Origin of the sequence: Fischerella muscicola PCC 7414, assembly GCF_000317205.1 — a bacterium.
Lineage (GTDB): Bacteria > Cyanobacteriota > Cyanobacteriia > Cyanobacteriales > Nostocaceae > Fischerella > Fischerella muscicola.
This window is the reverse complement of sequence record NZ_AJLK01000011.1, coordinates 41,927-65,266: the sequence shown is the minus strand read 5'-3', so window position 1 is coordinate 65,266 and position 23,340 is coordinate 41,927. Positions and strand designations below refer to the sequence as shown.

The window sequence follows — 23,340 nt, the reverse complement described above, 5'->3', positions numbered from 1 at the left end:
AAGGGAGTGGGGATTAGGGGCAGTGGGGAGATGGGGAGATGGGGAAAATAAACATTGATACTTGCTCCCCAATTCCCGATCCCCAATCCCTGATACCCAATCCCCAATATCTCTACTGCACTCTCACCAAATAGGGTGAGGAAATAGCTTGAACTTGTCCGGCGTTAACCAGTGCTTGGTAAACAAAAGCAGCTACTTCTGCCCTAGTTGCTTCACGGTTGGGATTTAGTTGTTTAGCATTTGGGTAATTTACTACCAACCCTTTTACAGTTGCTGCTGCTACTTGAGAAGTAGCATAACTAGGAATTTGGGCAGCATCTGAGTAGAAGGAAAGCACATTCTGGTTAGTCGCAGTTAAATTCAAACCACTAGATAATGAGACAAGCACCTGTACTCGCGGGATTTGCTGTTGTGGTTTAAAGGTGCGATCAGGATAGCCAGAGACAAAACCCAGTCTATACGCATTTCGGATGGCATCGTAAGCCCAGAATTTACTATTAACATCGCTGAAGTTAGTAGCTTCGCGTTTCGGTTGAGTTTGGGCAAAGGCTTTAGTGACAATGGCTGCAAATTGCGCCCGTGTTACGGGATCATTGGGTTTAAAAGTACCATCTGGGAAACCAGCAATAATATTCTTAGCTGCTAAAGCTTCGATATAGCTTTTAGCCCAATAACCAGTTGTTACATCCCTAAAACCGCCAGCAGGTACGACTGTAGAGGCAACAAATTCAACTGAACCAGCTATTTTCTTAGTATCAATATCGTTACCAACAGCCAAAATCTTAATAGTTTTGGTGGCGTTGTTGAGGTCATAGCGAGTGTTACTGCGAATCAGATTACCGCCAGGACTTTCGGTTGTACCAAGATCAGGCGCAGCATTGACGGTTGCTACTACACCATCCCGTTTATTTCCCTGAATAATATTCTTACGCAGGATAGGTTTAGCCGTGTTGTTAATATAAACACCGTCTTGATTGCCGATGATTTGATTTCCCTCAAGCAAAGGTGTAGCACTATCACTGACCGCCACACCAAAACCAGTATCTTCAAAGATGTTATTCCGAATGACTCCAGCAGCAGATTTGGCTACTGAAAGACCATTACCTTTGTTTTGTACAAAGATGTTGTTTTCTATCCTGGGATTACCTTTACCTGTGACAAAAACGCCATCTCTGACGCTGTTAGTAAATGTACTGTTTGTGATCGTGGGGTTAGTTGATTCTACCCATACAGCCGTGCCACGAGAGTCTTGATTCGTAACCGTTACACCTGTAATGAAGCTATCCTTTTCAGTCTTAATGGTCACATTTTGACTGGCAAAGGTAGGACTAATGTATTTACCGCTACCGACAATCAGTACCCCTTGACCTTTGGTGGCTTCATCTCCTCGTAAAATTACGCCCTGCTTAACTGTCAGTGGGAAGACTTCTCCACTTTCTTTGTTATAAGTACCGGGTGCTAGTTGAATAGTTGTACCTGGTTGGGCTTGACTAAGAGCATAGGTAATAGTTTTATAAGGTTGTGCGGCTGATGTGCCAGCACCAGTGGTATCTGAACCTGTTGCGGGATTAACGTAGACAACGTTTCCAGTTACAGGAACTGTTGTTCCTTGAGTAGTGTTTTGATTTCCTGTTTGAGTGGTGTTTTGAATTATTGTTTGATTAGTATTCTGATTTCCTGTTTGAGTGGTGTTTTGAATTTCTACTTGAGTTGTGTTTTGATTTCCTGTCTGAGTGGTGTTCTGATTTATTGTTTGAGCAGTATCAGCATTTACCCCAACAGGCAAAAGCAGATAACCACCGGAAAGCAAGAATAAAGTGGTGAGTGCTACAGGTACTCGGAAAGTATTGCAAAGGTTTTTACCAACAAGCAAGCGAATATTTTTTTGTTGAATGGGAAAACCCTGATGTTTCATATTTATTTATACGTCTGTGATGTGCTGATTTACCGCATGTTTAGAAATGTGTCAATTGCAGCCACTCATTTGCTAAACACATGCAAAACTATAGCGGAAGACATGCACCTTTGCAGCTGGGTTCCCATGCAAAATTTAATTTCTGTTTTGTAAACTCAGAAAAATTTACAAGAAAGTTAAAGACTAAAGCTGACTGGTGGCAAGTATTCTGGCTGTTTTGCTTGCCCAATTTAGTCAAAGTCAGATTAAGCGATCGCTTTTCATCATTAGCTAGCGATCGCACCTTTGTAGAGAATATCTATACTTTAGTACTGTATTAGGCTGTCGTAAACACGCGTAGTACCGTGTATCCTTAAGTAAAATTATGTATACGAATGTATCAGTATTTGGATTTCAAAGCTTAACATTAGTACATAACTAGAAATACAAATAGACAAAAAATAAAAAAAATATTTAGGAAATCAAAAAAATCAAAAATTTCTGCAAAACTAGTAATTGTTCAAACGGGGTCAGCTGATATAAAGACCCTGAATATAAACCATCATATTTAAAAGGAGTCAAAGCTATTTAAAGACTCCCTATAAACTAAAACTCACAATGTTCTAAGCGCCAAGTAACAGCTATATTTCTTGGCGCTTTTAATTTGCCAACTAATAGGTAACGGAAACCGCCCATAAGGCGTCTACACCAGTCCCCTTACTACAGAAAGTCACTGTTGCGTCTACGTGACGGAACCACCTTTCTAATACTCAACCATATTCCCCGACTTTTTTCAAAAGTCGGGGATCTGGCCTTTCTCAACATCACACAACCTCAGCCATGCAAAAAATTTACCATATAAAAAAACTGGAAGCTATACGATTTTTGTAGGCTTCCAGTTATTGTTTGCTGTTTAAATAGCAAATTTAAAAGTAGGTATAATCCCAATAGGGAGTATTAGGATTTTTGCAAGAAAAGCGAAATAGCCGTAAATCCTACCAGCCATAAAAACGATTCAACTATTACTTTTTCTTTTTCTGATTTTAGTTGTATTAAGTATCAACTTATTTGAGAGAAAGCAACATCCACCACAATGTTGTAACTCCTATAAGCAATATTTAGACTTGAGCAGAAAAAGAACCACCAGTAGTAATAGCTTCAGGTTAGAAACATTCTTGATAATTCAGGTTAGGTTAAATTTTTGATTGTCCTTAGCCCTGATAAAAAAGGGTTGCTAGAGTATTCAAATATTTAACTTTGCTAACTGAACTATATTCTTTGCTCGTCTCTCTTATTCAAGTTTAATGTTTTTACTTTTATGTTAATCAATAATAATTCATTTACTTGCTCCTAAATAGTGACTCCTTAGGTAAACTAGATATCTAATTTTCTTATTTATAATGTATAAAAATAAATCCTTGCTGTTCTGCCAAAATGGCATATTCTTTTTTCAGAACGACTAGCAAATATCAAATTTTATATTATTTTTATATTTGTTTTACCAGTAGATAGGTATTGAAACACACATTATTGTGTACACACAAATAATTTAATTACCCCAAATCTTTTTTTGTAGGATGTGTTATGCCGTAGGCTAACGCATCAAGGAGTGATTTTTGGTGCGTTAGGACGAATAGTCCATAACGCACCCTACCAGAATCAAGCCAATGTGGACAAGGTTTTGGACTTGTGTGTACGCTTGAGCCTCATTTACGGGAGGACACAGGGCGGTTAATTCGACTTTTGCAAGAAGTCTAATAACGTTAGGAGGTTTAAAACAGGATATTTTTTCTTTTTCTACCTAAATCAATCTAATAACACCAGACCACTTTCTAAATTTGATAACTGATTACTGATTAATGTCCACTGATTTCATCAGTCTGCCATACCAGAAATTACTAACTAGCATGGCAGGTGATATGAAACTTGACCCAGTATATTTTTGGCTTTATTAAGCCAAGAGATATTTTAGTTAATTTCACAAAATTTGAATGGTAAATCTTGAGTACTTTCTGGTTTAAGTTCAGCTTCCATTGATTGGTATTCGCGAATTTGTGTTCCTAGCCACTGATTTTGATGACCACCACGAATTTCTCTTTTTTGCTTACCCACTACTTCCAGATAAGCCAAATCTTTAATTTTACTTAAGCAGCTTTGTGAGGGATTGCTATCAGATTTCTTCTCAGCAGGAAGTTTAGCAATTTTGAGATTTTCGTTGCGCTGTTGATTAACTCTTTTGAGTTGCGAGTTTTCTTTGATTAATCGGTTGTAGGTGCGGTAAGGAATGTAATGTAAAGGATTGTAGCCAGCGAACCGCAGTATTAAAACACAAGCCCAGGAATACTTACCTGCAAGAATGGCTTCAACTAACTGATCAAATTGTTCTGGGTTAAGAGTCTTCTCGAAGTTGCTAGTAGCGCTAGATACATTTTGGTTCATGGTGCTGTTGTCCTGGATACAATAAATAAGTTTGTTAGTTTTTGTGGTGAAGAGTGGCCTAAGCAAGATTTATCAATCGCTTTCGCTGTTTTGCAATTCCTTCATTGGTTTGAGGAACATATCAGCAACACGGCGATGGTGAATGATTTCGGCTGTGACTACTTGTCCGGCTGTAAAGTTGACGGTTTGATTGTTATCCAAAGCTATTTCTACCCGACGCACCCAACCTAATTTTTCATCTGTTTGAGCATCGCTGGAGACTGAAATAACTCTTCCTGAGAGAATGTTGTTATTTCTATAGCTAGGAACGTTCTGCTTTGGCGTTTTAGCAACATTCAGACGCTGGGAATCAAAATTGAGCTTGAGTTCTACCAAATCTCCCTTGTTAACAAAGGCTGCTTTTTGGGAGGGTAGTATGAGCGATAAAACCCCAGATGCATGAATTGGAGCAATTTCAGCAATAATTTGCTTAGGTTTAACTTCCTCGCCAGTACTACGGATATTTAAAGAGGACACAACCCCATCTATAGGTGCGTACAGAGATTTTGGCTTTAACTGTACTTGGCTTTTTTTGAGCAAATTTTGAGTTTCGGTAATATTGACCTGCAACTCGGTTACTTGTGCTTGTAATCGATTTAGTAACTGTTGTTTGGCAACTAAGGGAGTTTGAGGAGTAACAATATTTCTGGCGGTTGTTTTTTCTTTTGCAGATGCCATTGCCATAACCGCAGTTTGTGCAGGTGTGTGGCGAGTTTGATCTAATAAAGCTTTAATCCGTTGGAGTTGTTGCTTTTTTACTTGTAGGTCATTAGACAGGGGTTTGGTGTCTAATTCTGCTACCACCTGACCAGCTTTTACTTGTTGACCTTGTTTAACCGCAATCTTCACTACTTTACCAAACTCTTGTGGTTGAAGTTGATAAAGCTGTTGTGATGGTGCAACTTTTCCTTGAACTTGGCTGACTTGTTGTATTTTTCCGGTACAGACCCAAACTAATACAGTTGCAAAAAAAACTAGACCGCCTAACAAAATTAGATGAGCAACAATAGAAGGCCGTTGTTCTAATACTTTTTGCAAAGATGTAGAGTAATTACTTGTACTCGTAATTCCTGCTGGGAAAGTTTTGGTTGTTGCGGTGTGGATTGTAGGTAGTTCTGATAAAACTGCTCCTGGTGAAGCAACACTACCTCCGTAAATTGATGCCATTTCAGAAGTTAGAGCGTAGCAGGGATGCACATCCTGTAAGTTAATTTCTAAACTTCCTGATTGGCTTGAGGTTTCGACTGCATTTGACCTGATGATTCTGTCCATGAGCTGACCTAAAATCGGAAACCTGACTATGAGTTTTAGGTTTGATAAGGCAGTGACTGAGGCAAAAATTTACCTTGAGTCATCTTTGTTGAATGGTAGGAAAAAGTCTCCGTTTGGCTCTTGGTAGATGCAGTTTTGCCCTCTTGAATATTTGGCTCACTCCTAATTTAATTACTTTCCCCTGGTTATTTTATGTAGTGAATTACACCAAAAATTAGGAGATTTTTAAGTGAAACTGCCATTTTTTTCTACAAGAGCAAAGAAAAAATATTCATTCTTGATGTTCAAGGGCAACATTCGTACTTATACTCTTTTTTCCCATGAATGTCATCTGCTGATTTTTCATTTCTTTCCGTTCGGTGTAGTTAATATTCTTCCCTATCTAACTAATTATTATACAATTCAGATTTTGTCCATCAGTGTTAAATACATTAGGGGTTTCGCCCCTCACCTACTATTTATTTTTGATTTGTATTTTTTTCAAAAATTATAAAATTTACTATGAAATTTATTGATGAGTTCCTGATAAATAGAAATACGCATGTATGATGTTGTGGATGTTTACCTGGCAAACAAAATGATAATAATTTTTACTGTTATCGCAAGATAATCTTGTTTGCAATTTCGACAAAAACCTTGCCATGACTAATTTTCACATTAGCATTTTATTGTAAATTTGCGGTGAAACTGTTGTTAATTTTGCTTGAAAACAAACATGTTGTTGTGAATAAATAGTTGTGTTTTTTACCATTTTATGGTATGATTTTAAAACCACTTTCAGCAATGTATCTGTGGGCTAACAAAATCACTACAACAAGTTTTTTTGCAGGACAAAAGTAGCGGTTAACGCTTCTAGGAAGTTATGCAATACAGCGACTACAAAGAAAATTAGTCGCAATTGTTATCCCTAAGTATTTTAAAAAATAATTTGCATTATTTCTGCACTACAATTCATTGATATAGGTGCGATTACAGATGTAATTGTTGTTGAACTAAGTGGTAATAAAGACCCTGAATTGTCATTAATTCTTGATGATTGCCTTGCTCAGTAAGGATACCTCGGTCTAAAACCAAAATATGGTCAGCATGGCGAATACTAGAAAGACGATGGGCAACGAAGATGATAGTACATGCCTGATGAGTGGAAGTGTTGCTGGAAGGACGCAAACTAGCTAAATTTGAGGCATTATCCAGGCAACTAGTAGCTTCATCTAGAATTAGGATAGGTGGATTTCTAACTAAGGCACGGGCGATCGCAATTTTTTGGCGCTGTTCATCAGAGAGCATCATCCCTCCCTCACCCACACGGGTGTTGTAACCCAGTGGTAAGGCTTCGATAAAGGTGTGTGCTTCTGCAACTCTAGCGGCGGCGATCGCTTCTTCTAGGGAAATTTCTGAATTAAACAGTGTGATATTTTCCAAAATGCTGCCAGCAAATAGAAAAATATCTTGCGGTACTACCCCTAATTGACTACGCAACGACTGGGGAGAAACCTCAGCAATATTATGCCCATCAATTAAAATACGTCCGCTATTGGGACGATACAAACCTGCTAGTAAATTAACTAAAGTACTTTTACCAGAACCATTAGTACCAACAATTCCTACAGTCTGTCCTGCTTTGATGTGAAAGGAAATATTGTGCAAGGTGTTGCGTTCTGCATTGGCATTGTAACGAAAACAAACCTCTTCAAACTGGATATCACCTCGAATCGGAGGTAACACCATTTGTGGTTTTTGGCTATTTTCTTCTGGTTGGGTAGTGAGGATGTCATCTAAACGTTCAGCAGAAATCAATATCTCTTGTAACTCATCCCACAACTTCACCAGTGCTAAAACAGGGTTGATTGTACTGCCAATCAGCATATTAAAAGCAACAAATTGACCAAGTGACATCTGGTTGCCCATCACTAGCGTTGCCCCGTACCATAGTAAAAAAGTGATCCCCAGATGATTAATCAAACTAGTTGCTAGCTGTAAATTATTAGCTAACTTCTGACCCCGAAATCTTGTTTGGACGGTGTTGGTAAAACTTTCCTCCCAACGCCAGCGCATTGGACGTTCAGCAGCAGCTGTTTTAACTGTGGCTACAGCAGTGACAATTTCTAGCATTGTGGAATATTGCACCGCCGATTTTTGGTAAAGTTCTCGTGAGGCATCTTTGAGAAGTGGGCTAGTTGCAGCAGTCACAACCACAATCGGTAGAATTAAAAGCAAGACGATGAGAGTCAAGCGTAAGTTGTAATACGCCATCAATCCCAAGTAAACAATCACCATGACCGCATCTAGGATAGTACTAAGTGCTTGCTTGGTGAAAAATAGTTGAATTTTGCGGTTTTCTTGAATACGAGTAATAATATCTCCTGGTTGACGGGATACAAAAAACTGCAATGGTAAGCGCAGGGTACGGCTAATAAAACTGCCTAGTAACGTCAAATCCATGCGGTTGGAAAAATAGTCCAGCAAGTATTGGCGCACTGCTTGGACGATAATCCGCCAAATGCCAAAAAATAGAAAACCGAAGGCGAAGATATTTAGAGTCAGAGAACTTTTATAAGGCAGAACTTGGTCAAGTACAACCTGAGTAATTAAAGGTGCTGCTAAACCAAACACTGTTAGCAGTACTGAAGCGAGAACGATTTGCCCCAGTAATTCGCGGTGATGCCAAAAAGCGTGCCAAAATTCTCGCAAGGAAACTTTTTCGTTCCGTTGAGTGTTTAAGTGTTTGGTTGGAAACAACACTAAGGCATATCCTGTCCAGTTAGCTTCAAACTCTGCACGCAAAAGCGATCGCTTGCCGATTGCTGGATCACAAATCAATACGCGATCGCCTTTGACTCGCCAAACAACCACGTAGTGAATCCCTTGCCAATGAGCAATCCAAGGATTAGGTTGTAACTCTAATTTGCTCAAAGAAGCCCTAACTGGTAAAGCATCATAACCTAAGGTTTCTGCCGCATCCGCTAAAGACGAAAGAGAAGCCCCCATCCGGTCTGTCTGGGCTAGGTTTCGTAACTTATTCAGGCTGAAACGCTTACCCCAGTAGAGGCTAATCATCGCCAAACACGCAGCACCACAATCAGATGAACTCTGCTGTTGAATAAAAGGATAGCGACGCCAGAGTTTGCTTACCGACCAGCGCTGTTTCCTCGGTGGTAGCAAACTCATCTCTGCATGGGTATTTTCAGAAGACACAGCCGTCGTGTCCCCCTTGTCTTCCAAGTCGTCCTCCTTGTCCCCGTGTCCCCCTTGTCCTCCTTGTCCTCCGTGTCCCCCTTCTCCCTGCGTCCCCGCGTCTTCTTTCTGTTGCTTGTGGAGAAAAATTTCCGGTGCAATTGTGCTAGTTAATTCTTCATATTGTTGAGGTAGGTGGTATACTAGTAGATCCGTTTTGGCAATCCAATCTGGGATTGTAGTATCGGGGTATCCCCAGCCTTCTCCTACTTGTGGTGGTTGATTTTCTGGCGTGGCACTCAAAATTTTTCCACTCCGCAGCCAAAAGCGTCCTTTTGATGGAGGAGTCGCTTCTACAAGCTTGGAGCCAGCGCTGACCTTGGTTTGTTCCAAGTAAGGTAAAAGCTGGCGTAAAGAATGGCTAGTATGTGAACGTAATTCTGTGGCGGTTTTGAAAAAAATCAAAGTTTGTCGCTCACAGGTTATTTTTTGCAAATAGCGTTGCAAATTAGGTAGTCGTTGTAACCACTGTTTCAGGTCATCTAGATGTATAGATGCAACTAAACCAGCACTAGCTGCAACTGCTCGATACGGTAGAGGCTGATTGTGAAATAAATAGTCTACTCCAAAGATTTGATCTGCTATTAGCAACTGAGTAGATACCTCCCGTTTCAATTTTGGATCAAATCCCAGTAGCCGCACTCGACCTTGACAAATTAAGAAAAGAAAATCATTTTGATTTTCTGTTTGTCTTGCGATCGCTAACTCCGCCAAATCATCCCCTAATTGAAACTCACGCCAAGCCCAAACTTGATGAAAGTCGGATGCGAGGGTCGTATCTTCCGTGGCTATCCTGAAAAGCTTAAGGATAGTCTGTTTTGAGATGGAAAATTTCTGATGTTTTGTATAAACAGGCTCTTTATTACCCCCTAACGACGAATACGAGTTCATGTCTTAATCTCTAATGCCTGAGTAAGCTGATAAAATGCCCGTTGAGGCAGCCAATATCAGTGGATTTGATTTCATAACGGTAGCCTGAGCTTTTGTAAAGCCCGATTTTTTGTGTTCTTAATCACTTTTCTCAGTTTTTTTGAGTTGTTTTTTGAGAAAGAAAGTTTGTCTAATAACAGGTCACTCACTAAACCTTATTTAGTTTTTCACAAGGCTATTAAACACCTCTTGATGCATTCTTATAAAATTTTGATAACTTTAGTCAAGATTTTTTGGCAATTTACCAAACTTTTACTAAGCTTTTAATCCGTATTTTTCATCTTGTTTCTCCTTTATTTGTGCCTTTAAGCACTTGTGTACAGTATTACAATTCTTGCAAATTATTGCTTCAAAGAATGAGTTTGTGCTTAAAAACAAGAAAACTTGGCTCTGAATTCTGAAAAATCAGAACAACTTGCGTTATTGGCATTCATAGCCCCATTACTTAGCCTTCAGGGCTTCATGTCTTGTATCTGTAACAACAGACAAAAAACTATTATATTACCATTGCCCCAGGAGAATGCAATACATAGTTGTCTTAGCAAGTAGCCATGCATCCATAGGTTAGTTGCATTTTTTTGGAGAATTCATATTAGTCAATTACAACCAATTACAATCAAAACCGGATTTTTTGTCTTCATGATCAAAAAAGATGGGGATTGGGGATGGGGAACTCACCGGCCCCTGGTGGGGATTAGGGGCAGTGGGGGGCTAGGGATCCCCACTTTGTGGGGTTGGGGGGCAATGGGGAGTGTGGGGAGACAAGGAAGAAATTACCTATTTCCTATTTCCTATTCCCTGTTAAGAGTTCCCTCTTAACCAATGACCAATGACCATTGACAATTGACAACTAACCACTAACTACTGTAGAGACGTGCCATGGCACGTCTCTACAACAATCAACCACCAACAACTAACCAACAACTAAATATATTGCCCAAATTGCCATCGCCCGTAGATAGGTACTAGCGCGGAAAGTACCGACAGCAGTGATTGCTTCTGGTGTGCGGAATTGCAATCCATTTTCGTAAATTTGCCTAACTACAGCTTCTGTCAATTTCATCGCTTCGTCTTTCATACCCATCTGCACCATAAAGGCCGCTAGACCAAAATTGATCCCCGTCCATACTTCTAAAGGATGGGTAGCTTGGGGATTTTCTGGTGAACCATCAGGACGAAGACCATTAGCAGCACCAAACTGACCATTATGAAACTTCAAGAAACAAGCATTGTAAATAGTTTTCAATGCAGACAAAGCGCGATCGCACTTTACAATATCAGGCAATCCCAATAAACGGGCATAAAACTGACCACACAATTGATCTGCCATGACTACATCCGAACCACTTTCGCTATCTAGTCGATAATATTGACCATTCCAGAGTTTTGCTTCATAAATAGGGCGAGATTGTTGTAACCAAGTTTCGTAGATCGATTTTTGTGCTTCTATCTCCTCTGTGTTCTCTGTATCTCTGCGGTTTGTTATCAAAACATCACAAATTGCGATCGCAGCTTCTAATGCTGCCAACCATAATCCACCACAATAAGCACTCACTCCCTGTAGCCGCCAGTCATCAAAAGTTTGATCAGGCGCACCAGAATTTTCCGGAATTCCATCGTTATCTATGTCAAAAGTTTTTAGATAGTTGAGGGTTTCTACAATGGCATTCCAGCAATCTGCTAGAAATGTAATATCGTCAGCACCAGTAAAAAGAAAATCGCGATATACCTGCAAAACAAAATCACAACCTAAATCCTTCCACAAATTGCAATCTTGGTAGCTGGTATAATTCGTCTTCTCCCAAACATGTTCATTAGGTGCGCCTAAATCATGAGGTGTTGCTCCTGCCACCTTTCGGACAGCAAAGGGACTTTCTGCACCGATTGTGTAGTAGTAGCCAATTACACGAGTCTTCGTATTCCTTACTGGAATTGCGCGGGCAAACGCACGCATTACCGCCTTCTCTAGTTCTGGAAACAGCATCAATAGGGCAAAAGAGCCATAAAGCCGGACATCTAAACTTTCATACCAACGGTAGTCTAGGCACTCTAACACCGCAAACTGACCAATGGGATCACGCTCAGTTGCTGCACTCCAGAGAGTACCACCGGCAGAAAGGTCGTAAAGCTCATTAAATAAAGCCATCTTCAACCAGTCTGGTAAATCTGCACGGTCAAGAATGGGTTGTTGCCATGCTTGAATTTGTGCTTGCCAATCCTGGTATTGTTGTAGTGCTATTAATGCGATCGCCCACGCATTCTTGCCATCATTACCAAAAAAGTCTGTATATCTGCGGTTGTAATTGATGCCAGCCGCGAATTCTGTAACCGGAAAATCCCAAGTTAAAACAAAAGGAATCTCTAGTGTTTCCCCTGGTTGCAGAGTGAAACGCACTGCAAGCGCAGCTGCAATTTGTTCACCCTCAACTGCTGAGGAATGATCTAGATAGTTTGGTAACGATCCATCTTGAGCAAAACTTTGCCACACATCCTCACCCGTGCCTGTAGTCTGCCAACGGCTATGATAAAAGATTTCTAGTTTGGGATGTTTGCGAGTAGCAATGCACCACTGTCCTTCTCCCTCTTGGATGGCTTGATCAATGCCAACTCGATCCAGAACACAACCAATGTATTTAGTATTTTCAACTAGTTGATTAAAATTATCTTTACTTTCACCTAAGCGTGGCTGATACTCATAAACCGGACTACCATCATCCCGCATCCGTACCTCTGGGGATTTCAAGGCATTAGTAAACCAACCTACCATATTTTCCCAAGTGAGCATTATGCTCAAAGTAATAGGTGCGTTGGTGGGATTGTGTGCTTTCCACACAAAAATTGCCACAGGGTAGCTAGTTTCTTGGTAATTATTTGCCCAGATCGGAGAAAATTGTTCACAGGTTAACTGGGTTTCATATACTCTTTCATAAACAAACCAACTGCGCGGATAAAGGGCATGATAAGTTCCAGTGACGCCTTCTTCATTTTTAATTGTTGGATACCACTGCCAAGCAGCTAAACTCCCATCTTCAGGAGGTTGTGTACATAAGGCGTATGCCTGAGTTCCTGCTTCAGTACGTTCAAATACACTAAATTGACAAGCAGGGATATTTTTAAAGACGTGTTCGCCACCATCAATATGCCACAGATTAAAATCTCCCCGCGAAGAACGACCAATACAACCTGCACCAAAACCACCTAAAGGCATTCCGTGCCAAGGCCCATCATCAATATTGCTAGCATAGCGAACAGTATAAGGTTTGTCCCAACCTAAACCAATGGGACGACTCCAGGTGCAAGAAGGGATTTTCGGGGAGGATTGATTTGTCATCGCCTGAGTTGACAGTGTGCAGTCACAATTAAAGAAGACTAGCGCGATGTGTAAATTTTCTCAAGTTGTCTGGCAAACAGGTATCCTGGTATTTAATACACAAAAAGTCGGCAGGATGCTTGTTTTGACTCTGACTCAAATACTGCCAGAATTTTGATACTTGTCAGGAAACTTACACTTCACCTCAATTTCAAAATTGCCTTCTGTAGAACCTTCAGCCAAGATAGGAATGCCAACCTTGCCACCTAACTTGATGCCAAATTTAATTGTTACTTCTTCAGCTTCAGGTAAATTTTTAAATGCTCCCAGAGCTAACTTAGTATAGCCACGTAGCTTATCGTGAAACTCCTGAATATTGATAGTGGGGAGAACATCACGGTATACGGGTTAACCTGGTTCTGGAACCTCAGTAGCAGTTTTAGATTCTACGTAAATTTCGTACTCTTGACCGTCTTCTTTGACAATCAGGCGTTGTACTTCTGACATTTGTAGCCTCTAGTCATATGTGTTTCTGTTAAGTTATTAATAATACCTAAAAATCTTAACAGCAGTAAAAACTCTATGGCAAAATATGCTTTGGTAATTGGAATTGCAAACTATAGTAATTTCACAAATCTACCAAAAGCGGTGAATGATGCAGAAGCGATCGCTGAACTTTTGGAACAAAACGGGAATTTTCAGGAAGTTAAACGATTACCTGCTAAGTGGAACCCAGAAGAAAACCGATGGCAAATAGCTCCAGATAAAAAACTGACAGGTAAGCAATTAACTCAAGAGTTAGAGCAGTTTCTATTGAAACAAGCAGCAAAGCAAGAGGCTGTTATTTATTTTGCTGGACATGGTTTTGAAATACGAGGTATGGGAGGAAATAAAAAAGGTTATCTCGCAACCTCTGATTGCAGTAGTGATGGACAAAACGCTATTTTATTAAGTGAATTAAATCATTTAATTGCCGTTTCTGATCTCAGTAGTTTAGTAATGGTGCTGGACTGTTGCCATGCTGGTTCATTACTAGAACACAGCATCCCAGTATCATCAACTTTTACGGCATTCCAACAGAGAACAGACTATTACCTAATTACAGCCTGTCGGTCTTTTGAAAGGGCGCGTGAAGGAAAAGAACACGGTATTTTTACAGACGCATTTCTCCAAGGACTTTCGGTTAATAATGCTGATGAGAATGGGCAAGTAAGTTGTGAACGCCTATTCGATTTCATTGCCAAAGAACTTAGAGGTTCTGGTCAGGAACCAATCCGTATGGGTTTTGGGCGAACAATTCATTTAGTTAGCTATAAAATATCTAAAAAATTAAATAACCAAGATGTATCTATAAAACAGGATGTATTTCTTAAAAATATAAATAACCAAACAAACCCTATTTCCGAAAACAAAGAAATAAGTACAGCTATTTTTAAATATCCTTTAGACAATGATATAAATTATCAATTACTCAGAGAATTGTTAGCAGCAGGTAAGTGGGAGGAAGCAAACCTAGAGACTAAAAATATAATACTCAAACTATCTGGTCGGCAAGAAAAAGGTAAGCTCGAAGCAGAAGATTGTAGACAATTACCCTATAAAAATTTATATCAAATCAATCAGTTGTGGTTAGAGTATAGTAAAGGAAGATTTGGCTTTAGTGTGCAGTTGCGTATATGGCGAAGTCTTTCTCAAAATAAAGGAGCAGATTACGAAACTTTTAAGCGTTTCAGTGATCGGGTCGGTTGGTTTTTCCAAGGGAATTGGAGAAGTTTGGACAACCTCACCTTCTCTTTAGATGCTAATTATGGACACCTACCGTATTGTCGAGAATGGTTGAATTGGGGTTATTCTAATACGATAGCCAGTAGATTTTCTGCTCTCATGTCAAGATTAGAGGACTGCGGTATCCGAACAGTAATTACAGGTGATGAGCTGATCTCTGAGCGAAGTGTAGACTATACTCAACTACGTAATTTACTCGCAGAAGAAAAGTGGAAAGAAGCAGATATACTAACTGCGGCTTTGATCCTCAAGGTTAGCGATCAAGAAAAGAAAGGCTGGCTGAAAAAAGAACATATTAGAGAATTTCCTTGTCAAGATTTACACACTATTGATACTCTTTGGGTAAAGTACAGCCAAGGACACTTTGGTTTTAGTGTGCAGAAACATATTTGGCTGGAATTAGGCGGTGAAATCGATAAGTATACAGAGTGTTTATTGGGCGATCGCGTTGGCTGGAGAATCCAACAAGAGTGGCTAAAATATTCTGATCTCAATTTTTCCCTTAATGCTCCCCAAGGTCATCTTCCATCACGCTTGGTAGGAGTTAGTCCATCTTTGGGGATAGAAGTGTTAATATTCCCCAAGGGGGATTGGGGCGTTGTTTCCCTGTGTTCCCCTTTAGTGGAGAATAGGCCAAACGGTTGGGTTTGGTTTTGGGGAGGGTTGTCTTTTTTATCCCGGGTTTTGTGAACTATGAAGTTTCACATCATAAGTATGGGCAGGGGAACTAAAATAAAATCACCCCGAATGAGCTATCAATTTATTTCCCAATCATCATGCGATGGAAACTATCACCCTAAATGTTCCTCCTAGTGTGGCTCTCACAGATGAGCAATTTTATCATCTGTGCATGGCGAATGAAGAATGGCGCATGGAGCTAACAGCTGAAGGAGAGTTAATCATTATGCCACCAACTGGTGGAGAAAGTGGGATTAGAAATTCCGAACTGAACTTACAAGTAAGTTTGTGGAACCGCCAGACAAAGCTAGGTTATGTTTTTGACTCCTCCACCATCTTTAAATTGCCTAATGGTGCAAAGCGTTCTCCTGATGTTTCTTGGGTAAGTCGGGAAAGATGGGAAGCTTTGTCTATTGAAGACAGACGAGGCTTTCCCCCTCTTTGTCCAGACTTTGCGATCGAACTACGTTCCCAAACAGATAACTTGCCAAAATTGCAAAGCAAAATGCACGATTACCTAAACAATCGACTTCGCTTAGGTTGGCTAATTGATCCCCAAACTCCCCTAGTGGAAATTTACCGCCCAAATCAGGATGTAGAAACCCTTTACTTTTCTGAGCAAACTCCGCCTACTTTATCAGGAGAAACTGTACTACCCGGATTTATTCTTGACCTAGCTCCTCTTTTTAATCTTTGATAGAAGTAGATTTATTTCAAATCCAGCAATCCTTCTTCCTTCAACTTGGGATTAAATCGAATTTGCATTTGCAAGCCACGTACCTCTAATACCTTTAAAATTTCCGCCTCGACTCGCCGCGCTACATTTTTAAGAATTTTGATTTTAGCTATTTCATCATTGATAGGGTTTTCGTAATTTGCTTGTTCTTCAGCGGTCATTACTGCTTTAGCATCTATTGGCTGTGTCCATTTTCCCTTTTCATTGCCGTTACCCACAGGCACACAACCATTTTCTTCTATCCAAGCCTTTTCAATATTCTCTAATACCGCACGACTGGGACGTTCAATCGTTTGGACTTTTACCCAATAACATTGTTGTGGTTGGCGCACAATGTGCTGCTTGAGGCTAAGATAAACATCACGAGAATACCCGACAAATTGCAGCGTTTGTTGTTGGTCAAAAATCGCGTATACTCCGATTTTACCTTGTAAATATTCAGGTAATTGCCCGTTTTCATCAATGTAAGGGATATATTCTAAATTTGCTAAAGCAGGAATATTTGTATCTGTAGTCATAAATTTTAGTTAGTGGTTAGTGGTTGGTGGTTAGTGGTTGGTGGGTACAGACGCGAAGAACATCGCGTCTGTACGTTAGTAGTTAGTGGTTAGTGGTTGGTATTTTTCCCTTCCCCCTTTCCCCTTTCCCCTAATCCCCAATCCCTACCTCCCAATCCCTAATTTCTTATAAACAGCACAAAGGCGACTAGGTTGAAAAATCTTGGCTGTGAACATGAAGTTAGGCGGAACGTTGATAATGACGTACTCCTCCGATTCATGATATTTTTCAAATTCAGCTGGCATTCCTTTAGGAGTGGCTATACTGTAAGGGACTGGCTGAAAAAGCAATTCTGTAAATTCTACTTGTTCACACTGCAAGTTTTGGCAAATTTGATTTAAAAATGCTTCACTTCTCAATAATTTAAATAGATTCTCTTTCGCTTGTGGTTCAAGAGTGAAAGTGCCATCGAAATTTTCGATAATTTTTAAAGCCATGTTTTTATAGATAATTTTGATCTACTGATAAATGTTAGAAGAGTTAGGCGTCAGGAACAGTATGTTCCACAAAAAATTACTAAAGAATTCTTAAACTTAATTCAGAGTATGGGATTGTGTGACTACTGTTAGCAGAGAACGATCGCTCTTGATGATTAAAAATTATGAAGACGGGTTTAGGTTGAGAAGCGCCAAAAATCTGGAGTAGGGGATCGGGGACAAGGAAGTGTGGGGAGTGTAGGGAGAGAAGGGGGACAAGCCAGACAAGGGGGGATGGGGAACTCACCGGCCCCCACGACCGACAGGGAGGAGCCAGTGCGGTGGACGGGTTTCCCGGCATAAAGCACCTGGCGTTGGGGATTGGGGGCTAGGGGCCCCCTTTGGGGTTGGGGGAGGGACCCCCCTTGGGGCGCGCTGACTCACCACCAACAACCAACAACCAACAACCAACAATCAACCACCAACAACCCTACCCTTACCTTAAGCCACTTCGTGTCTACGGGTTCGCCAGTCCCCCTACCCTTACCTTAAGCCCTCCGGGTTCGCAGTCGCTCATGGGGGACTCGGGGGCCCCACGACCGACAGGGAGTGGGGATTGGGGGAGAACCCCCCTTCTGCGCGCTGTCTCACCACTTCGTGTCTACGTGACGGAGACCGCCTTTTTGGGGGGCTGGTCTCACCAAAAACCAACAACCATCAACCACTAAACAATGTAGACTCCAATACCAAAACCTGACTTTTTTCTCAGAAATCATAACATTGGCGTTTTGGATGCTATATTAGTAAGTCTAGTAGTGTGTGTACATATTTATAATCTTTCTGGAACTGACTGTGGCGAATACAAAGTCTGCTCTCAAGCGCGCCAAAATCGCAGAGCGCAATCGTTTACGCAATAAAGCTTATAAATCAGCTGTGAAGACGCTGATGAAAAAATACTTTGCTGCGGTAGAAACCTATGCAGCAAACCCAACCCCTGAATCACAGCAAGAAGTCCAAGCTCGGATGTCGGAAGCTTATAGCAAAATTGATAAAGCTGTGAAGCGAGGCGTCCTCCATCCCAACAACGGGGCGAGAAAAAAATCTAGACTAGCTCAAAGGTTAAAAGCTCACACACAACCAGCGGCAACTGCATAATAATAGTCAATTGTCAATTGTCAATAGTCAATTGTCACTCAACTTTTGACTATGGACTCTTGACTATGGACTCTTGACTAATAAATAAACAATGCAGCTAATCGATACCCACGTTCATATCAACTTTGACGTTTTCCAGTCAGATTTAGAAACAGTACGATCGCGATGGCAACAAGCAGGTGTAGTGCGTCTAGTACACTCCTGTGTAGAGCCAGCAGAATTTTCTAGCATTGCGGCTCTAGCTCATCAGTTTCCCGAAATTAGCATTGCTGTGGGGTTGCATCCTTTAGATGCAGACAAATGGAATCAGCAAACACTAGATGAAATTAAATCTTTAGCTCAATCTGGTCCGAAAGTAGTAGCAATTGGGGAAACGGGGCTGGATTTTTATAAAGCCGATAACTACGAACAGCAATGCATGGTGTTTGAAGCACAATTGAGCGTAGCCACTGAACTGAATTTACCAGTAATTATCCACTGCCGTAACGCTACGGCAGAAGTCAGGGACGTACTGCAAAAATGGAAAAATCTCAAAGGCGAGAGTGTACGAGGTGTAATGCACTGCTGGGGTGGAACGCCAGAGGAAACTCAATGGTTTATAGACTTAGGCTTTTACATCAGCTTTAGCGGGACTGTTACCTTTAAAAATGCTAAACAGATTCAAGCATCCGCTGCGATGGTGAGAAGCGATCGCCTGTTAATTGAAACAGATTGTCCTTTTCTCGCACCAGTTCCAAAGCGGGGTGAAAAGCGTAATGAACCCGCCTATGTTCGCTACGTGGCTGAACAAATAGCCCGCCTCCGAGGAGAAACAACTGAAGCGATCGCAGCTATTACTACCCAAAATGCCTGTGAATTATTCGGTTTGACACTATAAGGAATATATAAACACGTATTATGTGTATTTTCTGGAACTATCTTCTGGAAAAGAAAATTTGAGGGGACAAAAATTATGATATTATTGTACCCTCCAAAAAATCTTTACTTGCGCCATAATGTTTAAGGAGGCAAATTATAAAGTTTTCGGCTTTTGTTGTACTACTGTTCACTTGACCATCCTCCCAAGCTCCATAGATGAAGCTAAAAACCTATGACTACCTACTTTCCAGTTTAGGTAAAGCTAGACTTTGGCTCAAGCATTAAAGTTATAGAAATTTATAAACGAAATTTTTTGTGAGAATAATCCGACAACCTCAAGCTACAACAGACAAGCGCTAGGCTGAGAAAATTATTTGCTCAGTACTAGGATACCATCGCTCTGGGTTGAAAAACACCACAGTTTACAAAGGCAACAGTCAAAAGAACTGCGTATGACCAATAGCGCGGTTTTCGGAGGGGAAGTGAAGAGAGCAAAATACATTCGGGCAAAGCTGAACCATCTTCTGTTTTTAGAAATCCAGCAAAAGGGGCAAATTCCCTCTTGCCAAAATTGCTCTTTCCAGGTTTAATTGCTCCGTTTGCCTGCACCTGCACTTTGCAGGTGGTGTAAGGAGAAGTTCCCACACACCGACAAGTTTAACCAGGTTGACAAAGGTAGAGGCATGACTAACGACACAATAATGGAACCCGCCTTTTTGTTGCCCGACTTGATTGAAATCCAGCGTTCTAGTTTTCGCTGGTTTTTAGAGGAAGGGCTGATTGAAGAACTTAACTCCTTTAGTCCCATTACTGACTACACCGGCAAACTTGAGCTGCACTTTTTAGGTCAGAATTACAAACTGAAGGAACCAAAGTACGACGTTGACGAAGCCAAGCGGCGGGATAGCACTTACGCTGTGCAAATGTACGTACCCACACGTTTGATTAATAAAGAAACGGGGGAAATTAAAGAGCAAGAAGTATTTATTGGAGATTTGCCTCTGATGACAGAGCGCGGCACGTTTATTATTAACGGTGCTGAGCGAGTGATTGTCAACCAGATCGTGCGATCGCCAGGAGTTTACTACAAATCAGAAATTGATAAAAACGGACGACGTACTTATTCAGCTAGTTTAATTCCTAACCGGGGTGCTTGGCTGAAATTTGAAACAGACCGTAACGACTTAGTGTGGGTACGCATTGACAAAACCCGCAAATTGTCGGCCCAAGTACTATTGAAAGCCTTGGGACTGTCAGATAACGAAATCTTTGATGCTCTGCGTCACCCCGAATATTTTCAGAAAACCATCGAAAAAGAAGGGCAATTCTCAGAAGAAGAAGCCCTGATGGAACTATATCGCAAACTGCGTCCGGGTGAGCCACCTACCGTCTTAGGTGGACAGCAACTCCTCGACTCTCGCTTTTTTGATCCCAAGCGCTACGACTTAGGGCGTGTAGGACGCTACAAACTCAACAAAAAACTGCGTCTGCAAGTACCAGAAACCATGCGGGTACTCACCCCCCAAGATATCTTGGCAGCGGTCGATTACCTCATTAACCTGGAATACGACATTGGTAGTATAGACGACATCGATCACCTCGGAAATCGCCGAGTCAGAAGCGTTGGTGAATTACTGCAAAACCAAGTCAGGGTTGGCTTAAACCGTTTGGAGCGGATTATTCGGGAACGGATGACTGTATCCGATGCTGAAGTTCTCACCCCAGCTTCCTTAGTTAACCCCAAGCCTTTGGTAGCAGCAATTAAAGAATTCTTTGGCTCCAGCCAATTGTCGCAGTTCATGGATCAAACCAACCCCTTAGCAGAATTGACACACAAACGTCGTCTTTCTGCCCTTGGGCCTGGTGGTTTGACCCGCGAACGTGCTGGCTTTGCCGTCCGTGATATTCACCCATCTCACTACGGACGTATTTGTCCCATTGAAACACCAGAAGGCCCCAACGCTGGTTTGATTGGTTCCTTGGCAACCCATGCCCGGGTGAACCAATACGGCTTCTTAGAAACGCCCTTCCGGCCAGTGGAAAATGGGCGCGTCAGATATGACTTGCCACCAGTTTACATGACTGCTGACGAAGAAGACGACTTCCGGGTAGCGGCTGGAGATGCACCAATTGATGAAAATGGTCACCTCATTGGGCCGGAAGTACCTGTACGTTATCGTCAGGAATTCTCCACCACAACCCCAGAACAAGTAGACTATATCGCAGTCTCCCCCGTACAAATTGTGTCGGTAGCTACGAGCATGATTCCCTTCTTGGAGCATGACGACGCTAACCGCGCCCTCATGGGATCGAACATGCAACGGCAGGCCGTACCTCTGCTCAAACCAGAGCGTCCATTGGTAGGGACGGGCTTAGAAGCACAGGGAGCTAGAGACTCCGGGATGGTAATTGTCTCACGCACCGATGGTGATGTCACCTACGTAGATGCAACCAAGATCCGGGTACGTCCACGGGTACGCCCAGGTGAGGAAAACGCCAAACCCCCTGCTGAAATCGAGTACATCCTGTCCAAGTACCAGCGCTCCAACCAAGACACTTGTCTCAACCAAAAACCCCTCGTCCGCATCGGTGAACGGGTTGTTGCTGGTCAGGTGCTAGCAGACGGTTCCTCTACCGAAGGTGGAGAATTGGCACTGGGACAAAATATCATCGTCGCCTATATGCCTTGGGAAGGCTATAACTACGAAGACGCAATTTTGATTTCCGAAAGATTAGTACAGGATGATGTTTATACCTCAATTCACATTGAAAAATATGAAATTGAGGCTAGACAGACAAAACTGGGGCCCGAAGAAATCACCAGAGAAATTCCCAACGTCGGTGAAGATGCCCTACGGAATTTAGATGAACAGGGAATTATCCGGATTGGTGCGTGGGTAGAAGCTGGAGATATTCTCGTCGGTAAAGTCACTCCCAAAGGTGAATCTGACCAACCACCAGAAGAAAAACTACTGCGGGCAATCTTTGGGGAAAAAGCGCGGGATGTACGAGACAATTCCTTACGCGTACCCAACGGTGAAAAAGGACGCGTTGTAGACGTGCGGATCTTCACCCGCGAACAAGGCGATGAACTACCACCGGGAGCCAACATGGTAGTACGGGTGTATGTAGCCCAGAAGCGGAAAATCCAAGTCGGCGACAAAATGGCAGGACGTCACGGCAACAAAGGAATTATTTCCAAGATATTGCCAATGGAAGACATGCCCTATTTGCCTGATGGTTCACCAGTAGATATCGTCCTTAACCCCTTGGGTGTGCCTAGCCGGATGAACGTTGGACAGGTATTTGAGTGTCTGTTGGGCTGGGCTGGTCACATCATGGGAGTGCGGTTTAAGATTACGCCCTTTGACGAAATGTACGGTGAAGAAGCATCCCGGTCAATTGTGCATGGCAAATTGCAAGAAGCACGAGATGAAACTGGCAAAAACTGGGTATTTAACCCAGATGACCCAGGCAAAATCTTGGTCTATGACGGCCGCACTGGTGAACCCTTTGACCGACCAGTGACAGTAGGTGTGGCTTACATGCTGAAACTTGTACACCTAGTAGACGATAAAATCCACGCCCGTTCTACTGGCCCATACTCCTTAGTTACCCAGCAGCCTTTGGGTGGTAAAGCCCAGCAAGGTGGTCAGCGGTTTGGAGAAATGGAAGTGTGGGCATTGGAAGCCTTTGGTGCAGCTTACACATTGCAGGAATTGCTGACAGTCAAATCTGACGATATGCAAGGGCGCAATGAAGCACTAAATGCGATCGTCAAAGGCAAGGCCATTCCTCGACCAGGAACACCAGAATCTTTCAAAGTCTTAATGCGAGAATTGCAATCTCTGGGATTGGATATTGCCGTCCACAAGGTGGAAACCCAAACAGATGGCAGTACCGTAGACGTAGAAGTTGATTTGATGGCAGACAATAGTGCCCGTCGTACACCTCCACGTCCAACCTACGAATCCTTAAGTCGCGAGTCGATGGAAGAGGAAGAATAAATACTGGTTGTTTGTTGATAGTTGGTGGT

Annotated in this window: 14 protein-coding genes; 6 read left to right on the top strand and 8 right to left on the bottom strand. The window is 41.8% G+C overall.

Annotated features, from left to right (window positions below):
• Positions 1–112: 112 nt before the first annotated feature.
• On the bottom strand, positions 113–1,915 hold the full coding sequence (locus tag UYI_RS0101610) for a DUF1565 domain-containing protein (protein WP_016864950.1): 1,803 nt from the start codon (positions 1,913–1,915) through the stop codon (positions 113–115).
• An 80-nt stretch (positions 1,916–1,995) separates the two neighbouring features.
• Between UYI_RS0101610 and UYI_RS0101605 the strand changes: the two genes are divergently transcribed.
• Entirely contained in the window at positions 1,996–2,235 is a 240-nt protein-coding gene (locus UYI_RS0101605; protein WP_016864949.1) for a hypothetical protein, read from the top strand.
• A 1,627-nt stretch (positions 2,236–3,862) separates the two neighbouring features.
• On the opposite strand, the gene UYI_RS0101600 is transcribed toward UYI_RS0101605, so the two are convergent.
• From UYI_RS0101600 to UYI_RS38565, 5 genes are all read right to left on the bottom strand, one after another.
• A complete protein-coding gene (locus tag UYI_RS0101600) occupies positions 3,863–4,333 on the bottom strand; it encodes a HetP family heterocyst commitment protein (RefSeq protein ID WP_016864948.1) in 471 nt (156 codons plus the stop codon).
• 72 nt (positions 4,334–4,405) lie between these two features.
• On the bottom strand, positions 4,406–5,644 hold the full coding sequence (locus UYI_RS34425) for an HlyD family secretion protein (RefSeq protein WP_016864947.1): 1,239 nt from the start codon (positions 5,642–5,644) through the stop codon (positions 4,406–4,408).
• A 969-nt stretch (positions 5,645–6,613) separates the two neighbouring features.
• Entirely contained in the window at positions 6,614–9,769 is a 3,156-nt protein-coding gene (locus UYI_RS0101590; RefSeq protein ID WP_016864946.1) for a cysteine peptidase family C39 domain-containing protein, read from the bottom strand.
• A 952-nt stretch (positions 9,770–10,721) separates the two neighbouring features.
• Positions 10,722–13,139: a GH116 family glycosyl hydrolase gene (locus UYI_RS0101585; protein WP_016864945.1), complete on the bottom strand. Its 2,418-nt coding sequence runs from the start codon at positions 13,137–13,139 to the stop codon at positions 10,722–10,724.
• Positions 13,140–13,274: 135 nt separating this feature from the next.
• Positions 13,275–13,493 (bottom strand): CU044_2847 family protein, encoded by a 219-nt coding sequence (locus tag UYI_RS38565; RefSeq protein WP_268742078.1) that lies wholly within the window; start codon positions 13,491–13,493, stop codon positions 13,275–13,277.
• 207 nt (positions 13,494–13,700) lie between these two features.
• On the opposite strand from UYI_RS38565, the gene UYI_RS34040 reads away from it, so the two are divergent.
• Positions 13,701–15,593, top strand: a complete 1,893-nt coding sequence (locus UYI_RS34040) for a GUN4 domain-containing protein (protein WP_016864942.1) — start codon at positions 13,701–13,703, stop codon at positions 15,591–15,593.
• 91 nt (positions 15,594–15,684) lie between these two features.
• Positions 15,685–16,278 carry a Uma2 family endonuclease gene (locus UYI_RS0101565; protein ID WP_016864941.1) on the top strand — a complete coding sequence of 198 codons (594 nt, stop codon included), beginning with the start codon at positions 15,685–15,687 and terminating at the stop codon, positions 16,276–16,278.
• An 11-nt stretch (positions 16,279–16,289) separates the two neighbouring features.
• On the opposite strand, the gene UYI_RS0101560 is transcribed toward UYI_RS0101565, so the two are convergent.
• Entirely contained in the window at positions 16,290–16,835 is a 546-nt protein-coding gene (locus UYI_RS0101560; RefSeq protein WP_016864940.1) for a GIY-YIG nuclease family protein, read from the bottom strand.
• 144 nt (positions 16,836–16,979) lie between these two features.
• The gene (locus tag UYI_RS0101555; protein ID WP_016864939.1) at positions 16,980–17,312 is read right to left on the bottom strand and encodes a hypothetical protein; all 333 of its coding nucleotides are present in this window, start codon (positions 17,310–17,312) and stop codon (positions 16,980–16,982) included.
• An 831-nt stretch (positions 17,313–18,143) separates the two neighbouring features.
• Here UYI_RS0101555 and rpsT point away from each other — a divergent pair.
• From rpsT to rpoB, 3 genes are all read left to right on the top strand, one after another.
• Positions 18,144–18,446, top strand: coding sequence for a 30S ribosomal protein S20 (gene rpsT / locus UYI_RS0101550; RefSeq protein WP_016864938.1), 303 nt, complete (start codon positions 18,144–18,146; stop codon positions 18,444–18,446).
• Between the two features lie 91 nt (positions 18,447–18,537).
• Entirely contained in the window at positions 18,538–19,323 is a 786-nt protein-coding gene (locus UYI_RS0101545; protein WP_016864937.1) for a TatD family hydrolase, read from the top strand.
• Positions 19,324–19,987: 664 nt separating this feature from the next.
• Positions 19,988–23,311 carry a DNA-directed RNA polymerase subunit beta gene (rpoB, locus tag UYI_RS0101535; protein ID WP_026085688.1) on the top strand — a complete coding sequence of 1,108 codons (3,324 nt, stop codon included), beginning with the start codon at positions 19,988–19,990 and terminating at the stop codon, positions 23,309–23,311.
• Positions 23,312–23,340 lie beyond the last annotated feature (29 nt).